General features: G+C 69.7%; 19 protein-coding genes. 14 read left to right on the top strand and 5 right to left on the bottom strand.

What is annotated here, in order from left to right; translation table 11 throughout:
• Positions 1-25 precede the first annotated feature (25 nt).
• Both thiD and ABIE65_RS24610 read left to right on the top strand, forming a co-directional pair.
• Positions 26-841 (top strand): bifunctional hydroxymethylpyrimidine kinase/phosphomethylpyrimidine kinase, encoded by an 816-nt coding sequence (gene thiD, locus ABIE65_RS24605; protein ID WP_354081453.1) that lies wholly within the window; start codon positions 26-28, stop codon positions 839-841.
• 37 nt (positions 842-878) lie between these two features.
• A complete protein-coding gene (locus ABIE65_RS24610; RefSeq protein ID WP_354081436.1) occupies positions 879-1661 on the top strand; it encodes a PhzF family phenazine biosynthesis protein in 783 nt (260 codons plus the stop codon).
• A gap of 9 nt (positions 1662-1670) precedes the next feature.
• Here the strand turns inward: ABIE65_RS24610 and ABIE65_RS24615 are convergent, their stop codons facing one another.
• Positions 1671-3344: a cation:proton antiporter gene (locus ABIE65_RS24615; RefSeq protein ID WP_354081437.1), complete on the bottom strand. Its 1674-nt coding sequence runs from the start codon at positions 3342-3344 to the stop codon at positions 1671-1673.
• Between the two features lie 51 nt (positions 3345-3395).
• Between ABIE65_RS24615 and ABIE65_RS24620 the strand changes: the two genes are divergently transcribed.
• From ABIE65_RS24620 to ABIE65_RS24635, 4 genes are all read left to right on the top strand, one after another.
• The gene (locus ABIE65_RS24620; protein ID WP_354081438.1) at positions 3396-4373 is read left to right on the top strand and encodes a threonine dehydratase; all 978 of its coding nucleotides are present in this window, start codon (positions 3396-3398) and stop codon (positions 4371-4373) included.
• Positions 4374-4465: 92 nt separating this feature from the next.
• Positions 4466-4678 (top strand): DUF1127 domain-containing protein, encoded by a 213-nt coding sequence (locus ABIE65_RS24625; RefSeq protein ID WP_354081439.1) that lies wholly within the window; start codon positions 4466-4468, stop codon positions 4676-4678.
• Between the two features lie 10 nt (positions 4679-4688).
• Complete coding sequence (locus ABIE65_RS24630) at positions 4689-5591, top strand: methylated-DNA--[protein]-cysteine S-methyltransferase (protein WP_354081440.1); 903 nt, start codon at positions 4689-4691, stop codon at positions 5589-5591.
• A 134-nt stretch (positions 5592-5725) separates the two neighbouring features.
• Positions 5726-7561, top strand: a complete 1836-nt coding sequence (locus ABIE65_RS24635) for a lipase family protein (protein WP_354081441.1) — start codon at positions 5726-5728, stop codon at positions 7559-7561.
• Between the two features lie 14 nt (positions 7562-7575).
• On the opposite strand, the gene phaR is transcribed toward ABIE65_RS24635, so the two are convergent.
• On the bottom strand, positions 7576-8187 hold the full coding sequence (gene phaR, locus ABIE65_RS24640) for a polyhydroxyalkanoate synthesis repressor PhaR (RefSeq protein ID WP_354081442.1): 612 nt from the start codon (positions 8185-8187) through the stop codon (positions 7576-7578).
• Positions 8188-8406: 219 nt separating this feature from the next.
• Here phaR and ABIE65_RS24645 point away from each other — a divergent pair, with 219 nt between their 5' ends.
• From ABIE65_RS24645 to ABIE65_RS24655, 3 genes are all read left to right on the top strand, one after another.
• Complete coding sequence (locus ABIE65_RS24645) at positions 8407-8811, top strand: hypothetical protein (protein ID WP_354081443.1); 405 nt, start codon at positions 8407-8409, stop codon at positions 8809-8811.
• The gene (locus tag ABIE65_RS24650) at positions 8759-9874 is read left to right on the top strand and encodes an alpha/beta fold hydrolase (protein WP_354081444.1); all 1116 of its coding nucleotides are present in this window, start codon (positions 8759-8761) and stop codon (positions 9872-9874) included. Before ABIE65_RS24645 ends, ABIE65_RS24650 begins: the two co-directional genes overlap by 53 nt.
• Positions 9875-9956: 82 nt before the next feature.
• Positions 9957-11132 (top strand): acetyl-CoA C-acetyltransferase, encoded by a 1176-nt coding sequence (locus ABIE65_RS24655; protein ID WP_354081445.1) that lies wholly within the window; start codon positions 9957-9959, stop codon positions 11130-11132.
• 49 nt (positions 11133-11181) lie between these two features.
• Here the strand turns inward: ABIE65_RS24655 and ABIE65_RS24660 are convergent, their stop codons facing one another.
• Entirely contained in the window at positions 11182-12396 is a 1215-nt protein-coding gene (locus tag ABIE65_RS24660; protein ID WP_354081446.1) for an LL-diaminopimelate aminotransferase, read from the bottom strand.
• A gap of 334 nt (positions 12397-12730) precedes the next feature.
• On the opposite strand from ABIE65_RS24660, the gene phbB reads away from it, so the two are divergent.
• From phbB to yddG, 3 genes are all read left to right on the top strand, one after another.
• Positions 12731-13453 (top strand): acetoacetyl-CoA reductase, encoded by a 723-nt coding sequence (phbB, locus tag ABIE65_RS24665; protein ID WP_354081447.1) that lies wholly within the window; start codon positions 12731-12733, stop codon positions 13451-13453.
• A gap of 70 nt (positions 13454-13523) precedes the next feature.
• On the top strand, positions 13524-14018 hold the full coding sequence (locus ABIE65_RS24670; RefSeq protein ID WP_354081448.1) for an NUDIX hydrolase: 495 nt from the start codon (positions 13524-13526) through the stop codon (positions 14016-14018).
• Positions 13955-14911 carry an aromatic amino acid exporter YddG gene (gene yddG, locus ABIE65_RS24675; RefSeq protein ID WP_502918570.1) on the top strand — a complete coding sequence of 319 codons (957 nt, stop codon included), beginning with the start codon at positions 13955-13957 and terminating at the stop codon, positions 14909-14911. The genes ABIE65_RS24670 and yddG overlap by 64 nt, the downstream gene beginning before the upstream one ends.
• Positions 14912-14917: 6 nt before the next feature.
• Here yddG and ABIE65_RS24680 read toward each other — a convergent pair whose 3' ends face one another.
• Positions 14918-15751 (bottom strand): aspartyl/asparaginyl beta-hydroxylase domain-containing protein, encoded by an 834-nt coding sequence (locus tag ABIE65_RS24680; protein WP_354081449.1) that lies wholly within the window; start codon positions 15749-15751, stop codon positions 14918-14920.
• Positions 15752-15837: 86 nt separating this feature from the next.
• On the opposite strand from ABIE65_RS24680, the gene ABIE65_RS24685 reads away from it, so the two are divergent.
• Together ABIE65_RS24685 and ABIE65_RS24690 are read left to right on the top strand one after the other, a co-directional pair.
• Positions 15838-17103 (top strand): aminotransferase class V-fold PLP-dependent enzyme, encoded by a 1266-nt coding sequence (locus tag ABIE65_RS24685; protein WP_354081450.1) that lies wholly within the window; start codon positions 15838-15840, stop codon positions 17101-17103.
• Positions 17104-17191: 88 nt separating this feature from the next.
• Positions 17192-18499, top strand: coding sequence for a hemolysin family protein (locus ABIE65_RS24690; RefSeq protein ID WP_354081451.1), 1308 nt, complete (start codon positions 17192-17194; stop codon positions 18497-18499).
• A 12-nt stretch (positions 18500-18511) separates the two neighbouring features.
• Here the strand turns inward: ABIE65_RS24690 and ABIE65_RS24695 are convergent.
• Positions 18512-18757, bottom strand: a 246-nt coding sequence (locus ABIE65_RS24695; RefSeq protein ID WP_354081452.1) for a transposase, incomplete at its 5' end; no start/stop codon positions are given.

Below are 18757 nucleotides of genomic sequence, written 5' to 3' on the forward strand. Positions count from 1 at the left end.
TCAGGGCAGGGAGCGGACCATTAAGCTGCAAGGACGAGTCCTCATCATCGCCGGATCCGATTCCGGCGGAGGCGCCGGCATCCAGGCCGACATCAAGACGGTGACCGCCCTCGGCGGTTATGCGATGACCGCGATCACGGCCCTGACCGCGCAGAACACGCAGGGCGTGTTCGGCGTCCATCCGGTGCCGCCCGACTTCATCGCGGAACAGATCCGGCTGGTCCTGCGCGACATCGGCGCGGATGCGGTAAAGCTCGGCATGCTGCACGACGCCGCGGTGATCGATGCCGTTGCCGATGTCCTGGTGGCCGAGGCGCCGGGCGTGCCGCTGGTCCTCGATCCGGTGATGGTCGCGAAGGGCGGTGCGGCACTGCTCGATCCCAACGCATCCGTGACGTTGAAGCGGCGTCTGCCGATCATCGCGCGCATCATCACGCCGAACATCCCGGAAGCGGAAGCGCTGAGCGGGTTGAACATCGGCGATCTCGACCAGATGCGGCACGCCGCGGCCATGCTCGTGACGCTGGGCGTCGAGACGGTCCTGTTGAAGGGCGGGCATCTCGACGGCGACGATGTGACGGACATCCTGGCGACGGCCGACGGCCTCATCGAGATGACGTCGCCGCGGATCGATACCGCGCACACCCACGGGACGGGCTGTTCGCTGGCGTCGGCGATCGCGACCGGACTGGCCCAGGGTCTCGACCTCGAGGCTGCGGTGCGTCGTGCCCGGGCCTACGTGCATGAGGCCATCCTGTCGGCCCCCGGCTTCGGCAAGGGCCACGGCCCGCTCAACCACGTCCACACTCTGGCGCCATACATGCTCAACGGTGCATCCTGACGGCTGCCCGCACGCGGCGGGTTCCTGGGAGCGAGCGATGTCTATTCCGATCTATCAGGTCGATGCCTTTGCCGACCGGGTGTTCGGCGGCAATCCTGCCGCCGTTTGCCCGCTGGAAACCTGGCTGCCCGACGCCGTGATGCAGGCGATCGCGGCAGAGAACAACCTCTCCGAGACGGCCTTCTTCGTGCCGCGCGGCGACGACTACGACCTGCGCTGGTTTACGCCGGGTGTCGAGGTCGATCTCTGCGGCCACGCGACGCTCGGCTCGGCTTGGGTGATCTTCAATCGCCTCGCACCAGAGCGCTCGGTCGTGCGCTTCCATACGCGCAGCGGCATCCTGACCGTGAAGCGCGACGGCGACAGCCTCGCCATGGATCTCCCGGCCAACCCGGCGAAGCCGTGCGACGATGCGCCGGGCCTGCTGGAGGCGCTGGGTGCGACACCCGCCGAGGTGCTGACGACGCGCGACCATTTCGTCGCGGTCTTCCCGACACAGGCCGAGGTGCGCGACCTGGCGCCCGACTTCGGCCGCATGGCGGCCCTCGACCGCTGGGCGGTGATGGTCACCGCACCCGGCGACGACGTCGACTTCGTCTCCCGCTTCTTCGCGCCGCGCAAGGGCGTGCCGGAGGATCCCGTTACCGGCTCCGCACACTGCGTCCTCACACCGTTCTGGGCGGCGCGGCTCGGCCGGAACGAACTCACCGCGCGCCAGATCTCCCGCCGGGGCGGATCCCTGCGCTGCCGCCTCCTGGGGGATCGGGTTGAGTTGGTCGGACGGGTCGCGCCCTATCTGCAGGGCACGATAGACATCTGATCCGCGCCCTCACGCGTTCCGGTTCGCCATCGCCGCCGCGATCCGCTCGACGGCGCGATCGGCGGCATCGGAGAGCGGGTTCAGCACCAGATCTGCGCCCTCGCGCTCCAGGCGTTCGGTGAGGTCCGCCCTGTCGGAAGTGACTGCGATGCGGCCGCGATAGCCGCAGTCGCGCAGCGCCCGTACCAGCGCCGTCCGCGCGTCGAGATGCGTCGGGCCCGCATAGTGCGGGGGCATTCCCGTCACGATCCAGCTGGCCCGTCCGAGCGGCAGCGTCGTCGGGAATTCCGGGTCCGCGGCATCGCCGTATATCGCCGGAAAGCCTTCCGCCGCGGCGGCCTGGACGGCCTCCGGATTGAAGTCGACCCCCAGCACCGTGATGTTCGCGTCGCGCAGGCCGCGCGCGATCCGCAGGCCGTAGCGACCGAGGCCGAACAGGATCACGTCGTGCGGCCGCCCTTCGTCGGGGCTGTCGTCGGCGCTCTCCCGGTGAGCGATCCGCCGTTCGAACGGCCAGAGCACCGGTTCGAGCATCGCGTACAGCGGCTGCGAGTAGACGATCATGTAGGTCGACAAGCCGATCGTCACGAGGCCGACCAAGGTCACGAGCGCCATCATCTCCGGCCCGACATGGCCGAGGCTGACCCCCATGGCCATGAAGATCAGCGAGAACTCGCTGATCTGCGCCACCGTCAGGCCGGCGAGAAATCCGGTGCGCTTGCGGTAGCCCAGCCAGCCCATGATCGCGAGCACGATCAGCGGGTTGCCGATCAGCACGAACAGCGACAGCACGATCGAGGCTTCGATCTGCGCGCCGAGGATCGACAGGTCCAGGTGCGTGCCGAGGCCGATGAAGAAGAACAGCAGCAGGAAATCGCGCAGGCTCGACAGCCGCGAGGCGACCGCTTCGCGGTAGGTGGTCGAGGCGAGCGAGACGCCGCCCAGCAGCCCGCCCAGCTCCATGCCGATGCCGCTCCAGTCGCCGAGGGCGGCCAGCAGCACCGCCCAGGCGATGGCGAAGGTCGTCAGAAGCTCCGGCACCCGCGCCAGCATCCCCAGCAGCGGCTGCGCCGCGAACCGCATGAACAGGGCGATCCCGAGGATGGCCGCGGCGGCGCTGCCCAGCGTCTGCAGCACCGCGATGCCGGAGCCTTCGGCTGCCGCACCGACGCCGATGGCCGACAGCGCCATCATCGCGACGACCACTGCGATGTCCTGCACGATCAGGAAGCCCAGGGCGATCCGGCCGTGCAGCGCGTCGATCTCGCGCTTGTCCGACAGAAGCTTGACGATGATGATCGTGCTGGAGAAGGTCAGTGCCACCGACACGTAGGCGGCCTCGATCATGTCCAGCCCGAGTGCCAGGCAGATGACGAAGCCGACGATCGAGGTGAAGGCGACCTGTCCCAACCCCGTAGCGAGCGCCACGCTGCCGAGCGTCCGCACGAGGTCGAGGTCGAGCTTCAGCCCGACCAGGAAGAGCAGCAGCGCGATGCCGATATCGGCCAGCAGATCGACGTGTTCGACCGAGCGGGTGATTCCCAGAAGGTTCGGACCAGCCAGCAGTCCCACGATGATGAAGGCGACGATCAGCGGCTGGCGCAGCAGCACGGCGGCCAGCCCCGCCACGGACGCCAGCGCCAGCAGCGCCGCGATCTCGTAGAATGCCGAGCCCAGATCCATGCCGTCCTCGATTGCCCGCGTGCGGCCGCGATTGAAACAGGTAGTTGTCCTATGTTGAAGCTCACCCGTGACGATCTCGACCGTGCCCACGCCGTCGTCGGACGCTTCGTTCCGCCGACCCCGGCGCACGATTGGCCGTTGCTGGCGCTGCGCTGCGGCTGCGAGGTCTGGGTCAAGCACGAGAACCACACCCGCCTCGGTGCCTTCAAGGTGCGCGGCGGCCTCGTCTACTTCGACGCGATGCGGGAGAGACTGGCGGACGGGCCGGGCGTCGTCTCGGCCACCCGCGGCAATCACGGCCAGTCCGTCGCCTTTGCGGCGCGCACGAACGGCGTCCGCGCCGTGATCGTCGTGCCCGAGGGCAACAGCGTCGAGAAGAACGCCGCGATGCGCGCGCTCGGCGCCGAACTCGTCGTCCATGGTGCCGACTTCCAGGAGGCGCTGGAGCATGCCCGGGGGCTCGCGGCGCGCGATGGGCTGACCATGGTGCCGTCGTTCGATCCCCACCTCGTGGCCGGCGTGGCGACCTACGCGCTGGAGTTCTTCGGCCAGGCTCCGGCGCTCGACGCGGTCTACGTACCGATCGGCCTGGGTTCCGGAATCTGCGGCGTCATCGCTGCCCGCGACGTGCTCGGCCTCGCGACCGAGGTCGTCGGCGTCGTCTCGGAGGGCGCACCGGCATACGCCCACTCGTTCGACGCCAAGCGCCCCGTGTCGAGCAACCGTGCCGACACGATGGCCGACGGCATCGCCTGCCGCGTGCCGGTGCCGGACGCGGTCGAGATCATCTGCGGCGGCGCCGACCGCATCGTCCAGGTTCGCGACGACGAGATCCGCGCCGCCATGCGGCACTATTTCATGGATACGCACAATGTCGCCGAGGGCGCCGGCGCGGCACCGCTCGCCGCGCTGACGAAGGAGCGGTCGCGCATGGCGGGCAAGCGCGTCGGGCTCGTCCTTTCGGGTGGCAACGTCGACCTGCCCGTGTTCCGGGCGGCGCTGGCCGCCGAGGGACGGGCCGATATCTGAGGGAGCGCTGCACCCCGCGGTTTCGCAAGGATCGGGTCGTTGCGGTCGGTGCTGGAGACTAGGTTTCGCTCATGGCAATCGGGAGTGACGCCATGAGCTACGCCCATCACCGCAGCCGGCCCGCCGGCGTGATCCTTCTGCCGGCGCGCCGCCCGCGCGGCCTCCTCGACGTGCTGTTCCTCTGGAGCGAGCGTGCGCGACAGCGCCGGCTTCTCGCGGGCCTCGACGAGCGGATGCTGAAGGATGTCGGCCTCTCGCGCACCGACGTGTCTCACGAAACCGGCAAGCCGTTCTGGCGGGACTGAGGAGGCGGACATGAACCAGATCATCGCTGCGGCCCCCGAAGCGGATGTCCACGTCCAGGACGATCGCCTCTACGACCGCATCGCCGCGGCCCTCGACCTCATCGCCGAGCGGCAGGCCGATCAGCCGACGCTCGAGGCGATGGCGCGCGCCGCCGGGATGAGCCCGTTCCACTTCCAGCGCGTGTTCACGCGCTGGGTGGGGATCAGTCCGAAGAAGTTCCTCCAGTACCTGACCCTGGACTATGCGAAGGCGCGACTGGCCGAGGCCGACAGTGTGCTGGGCGCGGCGCTCGACGTGGGCCTGTCGGGGCCGGGCCGGCTGCACGACCTGTTCGTCACCCACGAGGCGGTGACGCCGGGAGCGTTCAAGCTGCGCGGGGCGGGCCTGACGATCCGCTGGGGCTGGCAGCCCAGTCCGTTCGGCGACTGCCTGCTGATGGCGACCGACCGTGGCGTCTGCGGCATCGCCTTCGCGCAGACGGAGGGCGGCGGAGAGGGCAGGGCGGCCGCGTTCGCGGACATGACCGCACGCTGGCCCAGTGCCACTTTCGTCGAGGACGAGGCCGGCACCGCCATCCTCGCGGCGCGGGTGTTCGACACCGCCCTGCGCCGCGGCTCGCCCCTGCCGCTCCATCTCTGCGGCACGAACTTCCAGATCCGGGTCTGGGACGCGTTGCTGCGCATCCCGCCGGGAGCGTTGGTGACGTATGGCGGCATCGCCGCCGCGATCGGCGATCCGCGGGCCGCTCGCGCCGTCGGGGCGGCCGTCGGGGCCAACCCGATCAGCTGGATCATCCCGTGCCACCGGGCGATCCTGTCGAACGGCTATCTGCGCGACTATGCCTGGGGCAAGCCGCGCAAGGCGGCGATGATCGGTTGGGAGGCGAACGCCCGCGCCGGCGGCGCGGCCTGACGCAGCCGCCGCCGACGGTCGTGCTGGCCCGACCCGACGCTGTCGTTTCGTCGGGCTGGCCCGGCGCCCCGGTTCCGCCGTAGGCTCGTCGCTTCCGCAGCAGGCGGGTGGAACGGCGAATCCGTGGGGGCGGGATGATCATCGGTCCTGAGGGCGGCGTCTTTCGCGCCGCCGGATTTCATGCCGACGGGGCGGCACGGCTGGCCGTCCTGCTGCATGCGTTCGGCCAGACGCCGGCGACGCTGCAGCGGGTCGCGGAGATCGTCCGCGAGACGGAGCCGGGCACCGACATCTTCGCGCCCCGCCTGCCGCTGGGGCCCTTCTCCTGCGCCGACCCGGATGCCATCGCAGACGGGATCGCCGACGAGGTCGACCGTCTGGACCGCGAGCGGGCGCAGCGTGTCGGTACCGGCTATGCCGCCATCGTCTTCGTCGGACACAGCGCCGGCGCCGTGCTCGCGCGCAAGGCCGTCGCGGCGGCGATGGAGCGGCGCGGCGATCCGGCGCCGTCCGACCATTGGACCGCCCGAACCGAGCGTATCGTGCTGCTCGCCGCCATGAGCCGCGGGTGGCGCGTCTCGTCGGCGCTCGATCCCCTGGTGCGCCTGCAATGGACCTGCGGCGCAGCCCTGGGACACCTGCTGCGGCATCTGTTCGGCCTGCACTTGTTCATCATGGGCCTTCGGCGGGGCGCCCCGTTCCTGACCCGGGCGCGGCTGCAGTGGCTCCGGCTGGCGGACCGCATGCCGCTGACCGTGCAGCTCCTCGGCACCGACGACGACTATGTCGCGCCGACCGACAATGTCGATTTCGCAACCGGGACGGACTTCATCTATCTCGAGGTTCCGCGTGCCACCCACCGCGGCATCGTCGACCTGGATCGCGGCGCCAGCGGGCCGGAGGGGACCGCGATCTTCCGCCTCGCGCTGGCGGCGCCGCGCACGGCGCTGCTGGCGCGCTCGCTCAAGCGGGCGGACATCTTCGACATCTTCGACGAGAGCGCCGACGATCACGACGCATCGGTGCCAGGGACGATCGACCGCGAGACGGGGCTGGTGCTCTTCGTCGTGCACGGCATCCGCGACCGCGGGTTCTGGACGCGCCGGCTCGCCCGCTACGTCAAGGGAAGGGCGCGCGAGCGCGGCATCCGCTGTCGTGCCGTGACGTCGACCTACGGCTATTTCCCGATGGGGCCGTTCCTTCTGCCCTGGGTGCGCCACGACAAGGTGGAATGGCTGCTCGACCAGTATGTGACGGCGGCCTCGCTCTATCCCGCGGCGACCTTCGCCTATATCGGGCACAGCAACGGGACCTATCTCCTCGCGCGTGCACTCCAGCTGTGCCCGGACCTCCGGTTCGAGCGGGTCGTCTTCGCCGGCAGCGTCGTCGCGGACGCATACGACTGGCCGAGCCACGCGGCGCTGGGCCATGCGGAGATAGAGCGCGCGGCGGTGGGTGCGCGTGGCGGCGTCGGCCGCGTCCTCAACTATGTCGCGTCGGCGGACTGGGTGGTCGCGGTGTTTCCGAACGGCCTGGGCAAGCTCCGCCTCCAGACGGACCTGGGCGGCGCCGGCCACAACGGCTTCCTGCTGGGCGAAGACCGGCTCGGGCCGGCCGGGGAGGACGGCCCCGACCTGCGCACGCCGCGTGCCATGGTGACGAACGTGCGCTTCGTCCCCGGCTCGCACAGCGCTGGGCTCACCGTCGAGAACTGGAGCGACATGGCCGACTTCGTGCTGGACGGGCGCCTGCCGCTGGCGGCGAACGCGGCGGTGCGTCTCGATCCGACGATCGCCCGGCTCGGACGCTGGAGCGGCGCCGTCTGGATCCTGCTGGCCCTGCTGGCGGCGGCGCTGGTCGCGGCACCGTGGCTCGCGCTCCATGCCGCGGGCGGGTGGCCGGGGGTATTCGCCGGCATGGCTCTTCTGGCCGTCCTGGCGCTCTTGAACGCCGTTCTGACCAAGGCGTGACCGCGCGCGGCGGTCTATTCCTTGCGGCCGTACAGGTCGTTCATCTGCTTCTGCAGCGTGGCCAGATCGCGGCGCAGTTGGTCGATGGAGTCCCTGGTCTCGGGCGTGGGCGCCGGTTCGGTCGATGCCGGCGCGTCGTCCGGCGATCCACCGGGGCGGGACGTGGGTGGCACGAACGGGTTGAAGATGCGCATCGCCTGTTCGATCGCCGCCATGTTGTGCCGGCTCACCTCCTCGATGGCGGTCAGCGGGTTGGCGCGTCCGAACGAAGTCTCGACCTGCTTGCGCATCGCCTCCTGATTCTGCTGGAACCAGGACATCGTCGAATCGAGATATTGCGGCAGCATCCACCGCATGTTGTCGCCGTAGCAGGTGATGATCTGGCGCAGGAAATTCTCGGGCAGCAGGCTCTGCCCCTTGCCCTCTTCCTCGACGATGATCTGGGTGAGGACGGCGCGGGTCAGGTCTTCCTTGGTCTTCGCGTCGTAGACGACGAAGTCCACGCCGTCCTGGACCATTTGGCGCAGGTCGTCGAGCGTGACGTAGGCGCTGCTCCGCGTGTCGTAGAGGCGGCGGTTCGCGTACTTCTTGATGACGACCTTGTCGTCCGTCTTGCTCTCTGGCATGGCCTCTCGCCGTCGGGTGTGGCCGCACGCGCAGCATAGCAGGCGCGAAAGCCGGTTGCGAAGAGTGTGCTTGTCGCGCCCGCCGATGGTTTGGGCAGGGCGCCTCCGCCACAGGCAGAAAGCGCCTGAACGGTCGGTATCCCGCTCGCTGCACTGCGATGCCGAGCGGTGTCGAGGCTCGCACTGGCCGGCCGCCCGCGCAGTCCCTATAATCGACACATGACGGACGAGCCGGACCCGGCGCTCATCGCACGCCGCTATGTCGATCTCTGGCAGCGGCAGGTTTCGGGGGTCGTGCCGGATCCGTCGGTCATGGATGCCGCGGCGCTGTATCTGCGCAGTCTCATGGGCCTGACGGCGCCGGGGCAGTTGGGCGAGACCGCACGCAATCGACATGTCGACACGCGATCCCCATCGGGACGCGGTTCCGGATCGGGCTCCGGTGCCGAACACGGGCCGGCAGGGCCCGCGCCCGCTTCCGCTGCATCTGGCGACCGCGATGGTGGGCTGGACGAGTTCGCTCGCCGCCTTGCCGCTTGCGAGGAGCGGATCGCCGATCTGGAAGGGCAGCTTGCGCGACGAGGGCGCGGCGCTGGCGCGCGATCTCGCCGCGGTCCCGCCTGACGAACTCGCCGCCGCCGTAGCGGCCGAGATCGCCGGGCGCTCGGCCCGCCTGCTGTCCGCCGTCGAACGCTATCGCGCCCATCCGGGCGGGACCCGGCAGTCGCCCGCGGACGTCGTGTGGGCGGAGGGCTCGACACGGCTCCTCGACCTCGGCCCGCCGGACGGCATCCCGCTCCTGGTCGTCCCGTCGCTGATCAACCGCTGGTACATTCTCGACCTCATGCCCGAACGCAGCTTCCTTGCGCGGCTGGTGAGCCGGGGCGTGCGCCCCTTCGTCGTCGACTGGGGCGCGCCGGGTGAGGCGGAGCGCGGCTTCACGCTCGGCGACTACATTGCCGGCCGGCTGGACGGTGCGCTCGACGCCGCGCAGCGGGTCGCCGGGTCGCCGGTGGTCGTGCTCGGCTACTGCATGGGCGGCCTGCTGGCGACATCCCTGGCTCTGCGCCGCCAGGACGAGGTGCCGGCGCTGGCCGTCGTCGCCTCGCCCTGGGACTTCCACGCCGTCGGGCCGGACGAGGGCCGGCGCGCCGAACTGTCGCTGGCGATGCTGGAGCCGCTGATCGCGGCGGTCGGCGAACTCCCCGTGGACGCGATCCAGTGGCTGTTCCACAGCCAGGATCCGTTCCAGGTGATCGACAAGTTCCTGCGCTTCGGCGCGCTGCCGCCGGACTCGCCCCAGGCCGCTTTGTTCGTCGCGGTCGAGGACTGGGTCAACGACGGTGTGCCGCTCGCCGGCGCCGTGGCGCGCGCCTGCCTGGGCGGGTGGTACGCCCGCAACGAGCCGGGCCGCGGCGAATGGCACGTCGCCGGCCGGCGCGTCGACCCGGCGGCGTGGCGCCGGCCGTTCCTCGCCATCGTGCCGATGCGCGACCGCATCGTGCCGCCGCCCTCGGCCGCCGCCCTGGCCGATGCCGTGGCGGGCGCCGAGCGGATCGAGACCCGGGGCGGCCATATCGGCATGATCGTCGGCGATGCCGCGCCGGCCGTGACCGCGCGGATCGCCGACTGGCTGCACGATGCCGCCCGAGCCTTCAATTGTTCGGCCGGCGCGGTGCGCCTATAAGGGCTGATCGCCGGTTCGTCCGGCTCGATTGGTCCGCCCCATCCGATCTCACCCACGTGACGGCGCGGACGAGGAGAAGCCCATGGGCAGCGAAATCGTGATCACCGGCGCCGCGCGCACGGCGGTCGGATCCTTCAACGGCGCGTTCGCGCAGATGACCGCCGACCAGCTCGGCACCGTCGCCATCGGCGAGGCCCTGCGCCGCGCCAAGGTGGACGCGGGCGAGGTCTCCGAGGTCGTGATGGGACAAGTGCTGACGGCGGGGCAGGGGCAGAACCCGGCACGCCAGGCGGCCATCCGGGCCGGGGTGCCCGACAGCGTCCCCGGCTATACGATCAACCATGTCTGCGGGTCGGGCGTGAAGTCGGTGGCGCTCGCCGCCCAGGCCATCCTGACCGGTGACAGCGCCATCGTCGTCGCCGGCGGGCAGGAGAGCATGACCCAGGCGCCGCACTGCACCTATCTGCGCGCCGGCCACAAGATGGGCGATGCCAGTCTGGTCGACACGATGATCCGCGACGGCCTGTGGGACGCCTTCAACGGCTATCACATGGGCAACACGGCCGAGAACGTCGCCGAGAAGTGGCAGATCACGCGCGAGGAGCAGGACGCCTTCGCGGCCGCCTCGCAGCAGAAGGCCGAGGCGGCGCAGAAGGCCGGCCGCTTCAAGGACGAGATCGTCCCGGTCACCATCAAGACCCGCAAGGGCGACGTCGTCGTCGACACCGACGAGCATCCGCGCCACGGCACCACGATCGAGGCGCTGGCCAAGCTGCGCCCCGCTTTCACCAAGGACGGTTCGGTCACGGCCGGCAACGCCTCGGGTATCAACGACGGTGCCGCGGCGGTCGTCCTCATGAGTGCCGCCGAGGCCGAGCGTCGCGGCGCCGAACCGCTCGCCCGCATCGTCTCCTGGGCGCAGGCCGGCGTGGACCCGGCGGTCATGGGCAGCGGCCCGATCCCGGCGACGCGGCGCGCCCTGGAAAAGGCCGGCTGGACCATCGACGACCTCGACCTGATCGAGGCGAACGAGGCCTTCGCCGCCCAGGCCCTGGCGGTCGGCAAGGACCTGCGCTGGGATCCGGCCAAGGTGAACGTCAACGGCGGCGCCATCGCCATGGGCCACCCGATCGGCGCCTCCGGCACGCGCATCCTCATCACCCTGCTGCACGAGATGGCCCGCCGCGATGCCAAGCGCGGCCTCGCCACGTTGTGCATCGGTGGCGGCATGGGCATCGCCATGTGCGTGGAACGTTAGAAGCGCCGCCGCGCTGCCGGTCTTTCCGACAGCGCGGCTTCGCGGCTTCCTACCCCGCCTGTTTCGCCGACGCGGCGTTGACGCCCATCGACTGGAAGTAGCGGCGGATGTTGCGGGCGGCCTGGCGGATGCGGTGCTCGTTCTCGACCATCGCGATCCGGACATAGCCCTCGCCGTCCTCGCCGTAGCCGATGCCGGGTGCCACGGCGACCCCCGCGTGGGTCAGCAGCTGCTTGGAGAACTCCAGCGAGCCCATGTGGGCGAGGGCCGGGGGCAGCGGCGCCCAGGCGAACATCGAGGCGCGCGGCGGCGGGATGTCCCAGCCGGCCCGGCCGAAGCTCTCGACCAGCACGTCGCGCCGCGACCGGTAGAGCTGGCGGTTCTTCTCGACGATGTCCTGCGGGCCGTTCAGTGCGGCCACGGCCGCCGCCTGGACCGGCGTGAAGGCGCCGTAGTCGAGATAGCTCTTCACCCGCGTCAGCGCGCTGATCAGGCGCTTGTTGCCGACCGCGAAGCCGATGCGCCAGCCGGCCATCGAGTAGGTCTTCGACATCGAGGTGAACTCCACCGCGAGGTCCTTGGCGCCCGGCACCTGGAGCAGCGACGGCGTCGGCTGCCCGTCGTAGTAGAGCTCGGAATAGGTGAGGTCGGACAGCAGCCAGACCCCGTGCTCCTTCGCCCAGGCGACGAGGCGCTCGTGGAAGGCGAGGTCGACCACCTCGGCCGTCGGGTTGGACGGGTAGCAGACGACCAGCGCCGACGGCTTCGGCACCATGAACTTGACGGCGCGGTCGAGCGCCTCCCAATAGCGCTCGTCGGGTGTCGTCGGCACCGAGCGGACGCTGCCGCCGGCGATGATGAAGCCGAAGGAGTGGATTGGATAGCCCGGGTTCGGCGCCAGGATGACGTCGCCCGGCGCCGTGATCGCCTGGGCGAGATTGGCGAGACCCTCCTTCGAGCCGAGGGTCACCACGACCTCGTGCTCGGGATCGAGTTCGACGTTGAAGCGCCGGGCGTAGTAGGCGGCCTGGGCCTTGCGCAGGCCGGGAATGCCCTTCGAGGCGGAATAGCCGTGCGCGTCGGGCTTCATCGCCACTTCGCACAGCTTCTCCAGCACGTGCTGCGGCGGCGGCAGGTCCGGGTTGCCCATGCCGAGGTCGATGATGTCCCGCCCGCTAGCTCGCGCCTCGGCCCGCATCGCATTCACTTCGGCGATGATGTACGGGGGCAGGCGCTTGATGCGGTAGAACTCTTCGGAATTCATTTTCAACCTCGCGAAAGATGGCCCCTGCGTAGCGCAAGCGCGCGCGTTCCGCTACGTCCTTCGGGACGCGCCCTGTGAGCCGGGGAAGGCCCGGCCGCGCACGAGGATCATCGGCGTCGGCCGCGACGGCACTGCGGCGTCGTTGCGGCAGCATTGAGATGGCGCGGTCTTCTGCCGGCGGGGGACCGAACCCGCCGCGCCGCTTCATTCGTTCATGACGATACCAGACTCTGAGCCCCGGCGGGATTGTCGGATCGGCGCGCCCGGATCGAAGCACAGTGACAGTCGGTCCGGTTCGACCGAGACTGGCAATAATAAAATACGGGAGGAGACGATGACACGCGTCGCAGTGATCACCGGAGGCACCCGCGGCATCGGTGCCGAAGTCTCGAAGGGCCTGCACAAGGCCGGCTACAAAGTCGTCGCCAATTATCATCGCAACGTCGAGGGCGCCGAGCGCTTTCGCGACGAAACCGGCATTCCCGTGGAATCGTGGAACGTCGCCGACTACGACGCCTGCGACGAGAGCGTCCTGCGCATCGCCGACAAATACGGCCCCGTCGACATCCTCATCAACAATGCCGGCATCACCCGCGACGTCGTCCTGCACCGCATGCCCAAGGAGGCATGGCACGACGTCATCGAGACGAACCTCACCTCCTGCTACAACATGTGCCGCACGGTCATCCCCGGCATGCGCGAGCGCGGCTTCGGCCGGATCGTGAACATCGGCTCGATCAACGGCCAGGCCGGGCAGGTCGGGCAGTGCAACTATGCCGCCGCCAAGGCCGGCATGTTGGGCTTCACCAAGGCGCTCGCCCTGGAGAGCGCGCCGAAGGGCATCACCGTCAACGCCATCTGCCCCGGCTATGTCGACACCGAGATGGTGCAGGCGGTGCCGGAGAAGGTGCGCGAGGTCATTCGCAGCCGGATCCCGGTCGGCCGCTTCGGCGACCCGCGCGAGATCGCGCACGCCGTGCTCTTCCTGATCGCCGACGACGCCATGTTCTGTACCGGCGCCACGCTGGCGATCAACGGCGGGCAATATATGTCGTGAGGTGTCCGCCGCGCTCCGGCCTGCTATTGTCCGGCACGCCGCCTCGCTGCCGAACTCCGGGCCTCATGCGTTGACAGATCCCGTCCCGACCCAGGCCGCATCGGTCGCCGCCGATGCCGCGCCCGACGTCCGCACCTATCCGGCCCGTCCGATCGTCGGGGTCGGCGTCGTCGTCTGGCGCGGCGACCGCGTCCTGCTGATCCAGCGGGGCAAGGCCCCGCGCCGCGGCGAATGGAGCATTCCCGGCGGCGCCCAGGAGGTGGGCGAGACGGTCGAGGCGGCCGGACGGCGCGAGGTGCGCGAAGAGACCGGGCTGGAAATCGAGATCACCGGCTTCCTTGCCGTGGTCGACGCGATCCGCCCGGACGACGAAGGCCGCATCCGTTCGCACTACACCCTGATCGACTTCGCGGCCGAGTGGGTGTCCGGCGACCCGGTCGCCGGCGACGACGCCGCCGACTGCCGCTGGGTCCATCCCGACGAACTTCCCGACTACGGCCTGTGGGAGGAGACGCTGCGCATGATCCGCCTGTCGTCCGAGCGCCGTGCGGGGACCTCGCGCTGACGCCTGATGAGGATCTGCGCCGGCGGCTGCGCGCGACCCTGCTGGGTTTCGTCGCGGTGGCGCTCTGGGCGACCCTGGCACTGTTCACCGCGGCGTCGGGCGGCGTGCCGCCGTTCCAGCTGGTCGCCATGGCGTTCGGCCTCTCGGCCTGCCTCTGCCTAGCGAAATGGCTGGTCCGCGGCGAGGACGTGCGCGCCCACCTGCGCCAGCCGGCAGGCGCCTGGGCGCTCAGCGTGGCCGGCCTGTTCGGCTTCCACTTCTTCTACTTCCTGTCGCTCCGCTCCGCGCCGCCGGTCGAGGCGAACCTGATCAACTACACCTGGCCGCTGCTGATCGTGCTGTTCTCCGGCCTGCTGCCGGGCGAGCGCCTGCGCTGGTGGCACCTGGCCGGTGTCGGCATGGGCCTGACCGGGGCGGTCCTGCTCATCGCCGGCCGCGGCGCGGTCGCCTTCGAGGGCGACCATGCGCTGGGCTACGCGGCGGCGGTGTGCTCCGCCCTGGTCTGGTCGACCTACTCCGTCGCCAACCGGCGCTATGCGGCCGTGCCGACGGATGCGGTCGGCGGGTTCTGCGGCCTCACGGCCCTGCTGGCGCTCGGCGCGCATCTGGTGTTCGAGACGACCGTCTGGCCGGACGGTGCGGGGGAGTGGCTGGCGGTCGCGGCGCTCGGCCTGGGGCCGGTCGGCTCGGCCTTCTTCTTCTGGGACTACGGCACGAAGCACGGCGACATCCGCGCCCTCGGTGCGGCCGCCTATGCGGCGCCGCTGCTCTCCACCCTGCTGCTGATCGCCGTCGGGCTGGGCGCGGCGACGCCCGCCGTACTCGCCGCCTGCATCCTCGTCACGGGCGGCGCACTGCTCGCCTCGCGCGACCTGTTCCGGCGCAGGACCTGAACGCGCTCAGTCCCGCCTGGCGCCCTTGTTCTCGGCCTCGATGTGCAGGGCATCAGCGCGCATCACCGCGGCCTCGAACCGATCCTCCCAGGTGTCCACCTGCTTGCGCGCGTCCTTATAGTAGGACGTCCAGCGGATGCCCTTGAGGAACGCCTTGTTCAGGATGCGGCCGCCGAAGCGCATCGGGCGGACGATGTCGAACAGCAGGACGACCCGTTCCTCGTCGGTGTTGTTCCACACCTCGTGATCGTAGGTGTCGTCGAAGATCAGCAATTCGCCCTCGGCCCACATGTTGCTGGTCTGGTCGACCCGCATCGTGCAGTTGGCGCGGTCCTTCGGCACCTTCAGGCCGAGATGGCCGCGCACCAGACCCTTGGTGATGCCGCGATGCGCGGGGATGTGGTAGCCCGGCGAGAGGATCGAGAAGAACGCCGTCTCCAGCCCCGGGATGGCGTCCAGCAGCTTCGCCGTCTCGGGGCACTGGGCGCAGTTCTTCGGCGCACGATAGCGGAAGCCGTAGAGGATGAAGGTCTTCCAGCGGTCGCCCTGGGCGATCCGCTTCTGGTCGCGCGACACCATCTGGAAGGGCGGCAGCGCGTCGCGCGCCTCCAGCACCTTGTCGAGTTCGGCGCGGATGACCTGCCAGTTCTCCTCGAGCGGCCGCAGCTCCGGGAACAGGCTCTTGTCGAGGACCGGCGCGTCGCCGACCAGGGACTGCCTGCCCAGATAGCCGAAGAGCGAGCGTATCGCCCGCTTCCCGAAGCGCTTCACATAGCGCCGCCGGCGCTTGCGCAGCCAGTTCAGCGGGCTGTTGGTCGCGGCATCCTGATTCGTGGCCATATGTGTAACCGAAAGGTTCGCGGCGACCGAAACCCGACGCCGGACTGCCATAACGCTGTGGCGGCGAAGACAATTCCTTCCTAATAATGATCCGTGCCCGTTACGTCGAGATATCGAACATCATGTGGCCGCGCGTACAGCTGAAGGTCGGCTGGGGAGACTTGGCTTTCGGTCTCTGGAGCAGCCTGCGCAAACCGGACCGCGACACCGTGGCGCAGCGCGTCGAGGCGCGCTGGTCGCCCGAGGGCGAGGCGCTGACCTGCTTCTCGGTGCGCAGCGGATTCGATCTGGCGCTCCAGGCACTGGCCTTCCCGCCGGGCAGCGAGATCCTGTTCTCGGCCCTCAACATCAAGGGCATGATCCGCATCGTCGAGAAGCAGGCCCTCGTGCCGGTGCCGGTCGACCTCGACATCGAGAAGATGGCGCCGCGGCTCGACCTGATCGAGCGGGCGATCGGGCCGAACACGAAGGCGATCGTGATCGCCCACCTGTTCGGGACGCGGCTCGAACTCGACGCGGTCATCGACCTCGCCCATCGCAAGGGGCTGGTCGTCTTCGAGGACTGCGCCCAGGCGTTCGACGGCAAGGCCTACAAGGGCCATCCCGAATCGGACATCGCGATGTTCAGCTTCGGCCCGCTGAAGACGGCGACCGCCCTCGGCGGTGCGATCCTGCGCGTGCGCGACGCCGCACTCCGGTCGAGGATGCGCGCCATCCAGGATACCTATCCGGTCCAGCCCTCGGGCGCCTATGCCAAGCGCGTCCTGAAGTTCATGGGGCTGAAGATCGTCCTGCTGCCTCCGGTGTTCGGGCTGCTGTTCCGTCTCTGCCACATGATGGGCAAGGATTATGAGGACCCGGTGAGCGATGCCGTGCGCAACGTCGCCAGCCTCGGCTCCAGCCGCAAGATCCGCAAGCGCATGCCGGCGGCGATGCTGGCGGTGCTCGAGCGGCGGCTGATTCGATGGCGCGAGGGCAGCCTCGACGGCTTCGCCCGGATGGGCGATTCGCTGCGGCGCAAGCTCGGCGATTCCGTCGTCCTGCCGGCCTCCGCCAACCGGATCCACAATTACTGGGTCTTCCCGATCCTGACGGACGATCCCATGCGCCTGATCCGGGCGCTGCGCAGCGCCGGATTCGACGGTGCGAACCTGCCGCGGTCGAAGACCGTGTCGGCGCCGCCCGAGCGACCGGAACTCGAGCCCGACACGGCCAAGGATGCGCTCGACCATCTCGTCGTGCTGCCCTGCTATCCCGGCATGTCCGAGGCCGAACTCGAGCGGCAGGCCAGGATCGTTCGCGAGGTGGCGCGTCCGCACCGGCCGCCGCAGCCGGCGCTCGCCGCCGAGTAGGCAGCCGACGCTTCGACCGACGGGCGACAGCCGTCCGGTCATTTACCATGCCTGCGGTGTCGGAGCCGCCGCCGGGCGAAGGACAGCAATGCTGATCGACAGTCTCGTCATCCTGCTGCTGATGGTCCTCAACGGACTGCTGGCGATGTCGGAACTCGCCCTGGTCTCGTCGCGCAAGGCGCGGCTGAAGGCACTCGCCGACGGGGGCAGCCGCGGCGCGCGGGCCGCGCTGAAGGTCATCGCGGATCCGGGCGAGTTCCTGGCGACCGTGCAGATCGGCATCACGCTCGTCGGCATATTCGCCGGCGCGTTCGGCGGTGCCGCGCTGGCCGAGCCCTTCGGCGCGTGGCTCGACACCCTGCCCGGGGTGGCACCCAACGGCGAGGCGATCGGACTGGCCCTCGTCGTCGTCGCGATTACCTACCTGTCCCTGGTCGTCGGCGAACTCGTTCCGAAGCGGATCGCTCTGCGTCACCCGGAAGCGGTCGCCGCGGCCATGGCGCGCTCGATGCGGATCCTGTCGCGGATCGCGACGCCGGCCGTGTGGCTGCTGAAGGTCTCCACCGACAGGCTGCTGCTGATTCTCGGCCTGCGCGGCGCCCGGGACAGCACCGTCTCCGAGGACGAGATCCGATCGATGATCGCCGAGGGCACGACGGCCGGCGTCTTCGCGCCTCAGGAAAAGGAGATGATCGACGGGGTGCTGCGGCTGGCGGACCGCTCGGTTCGGGCGGTGATGACGCCGCGGCGGGACGTCTGCTGGCTGGACGCCGCCGCGCCGGCCGAGTCGCTGCTGGCACAAGTGCGCGACATGCCGTTCACGCGGTTCCCGGTGTGCGCCGGCGGCCTCGACGAGATCGTCGGTATCGCCGACACGAACGATCTGCTGACCCAGCGTCTCAACGACCTGCCGCTCGACCTGCGCGCCTGTGCGAAGCCGGCACTGGTCGTCCACGACAATCTCAATGTGCTGCGGCTGCTCGACGTCTTCCGCCAGGACCGGAGCCACTTCGCCGTCGTGGTGGACGAGTTCGGTTCGGTCGAAGGTGTCGTGACCCTGACCGACGTCATGGAAGCCATCGCCGGAGAATTTCCGGAAACGGGCGACGAAGCGGAACCTGGGATCGTCCGGCGCGCCGACGGATCCTGGCTGGTCGACGGCCGCACCCCGATCGACGAACTCCGGGACCGCCTCGATCTGCCGCCCCTCGACAGCGACGGCAGCTACCACACGGTGGCCGGGCTGGTCCTGTTCCGTCTCGGCCGCATCCCGGACATGGGCGACGGCATCGACCTGCCGGGCGTCCGCATCGAGGTCGTCGATATGGACGGCCGCCGCGTCGACCGGGTCCTGATCACCCGGACGGCGGATTCGAGCGACGCGATCATCGGCTAGAGCGGTTTCCGATCAATCTGCATCGTATCCTGCTTTGGCGAAGTAGTTCGCGCACTCGGCGGGTGAGTACAGGTCTACGATGCGGCCGATGGTGCTCCAGAGACCGTGGATCGTGCGCTCTGCTGCCCTGCGCAGGTGTGCTTTGAGCTTGGAGAAGGCCAGTTCGATCGGATTGAAGTCGGGGCTGTAGGGCGGAAGGAACAGCAGCTTCGCGCCGGCCGCTTCGATCACTGCCGCGACGACAGGGGTCTTGTGGCT

Origin of the sequence: Constrictibacter sp. MBR-5 (assembly GCF_040549485.1) — a bacterium.
Lineage (GTDB): Bacteria > Pseudomonadota > Alphaproteobacteria > JAJUGE01 > JAJUGE01 > Constrictibacter.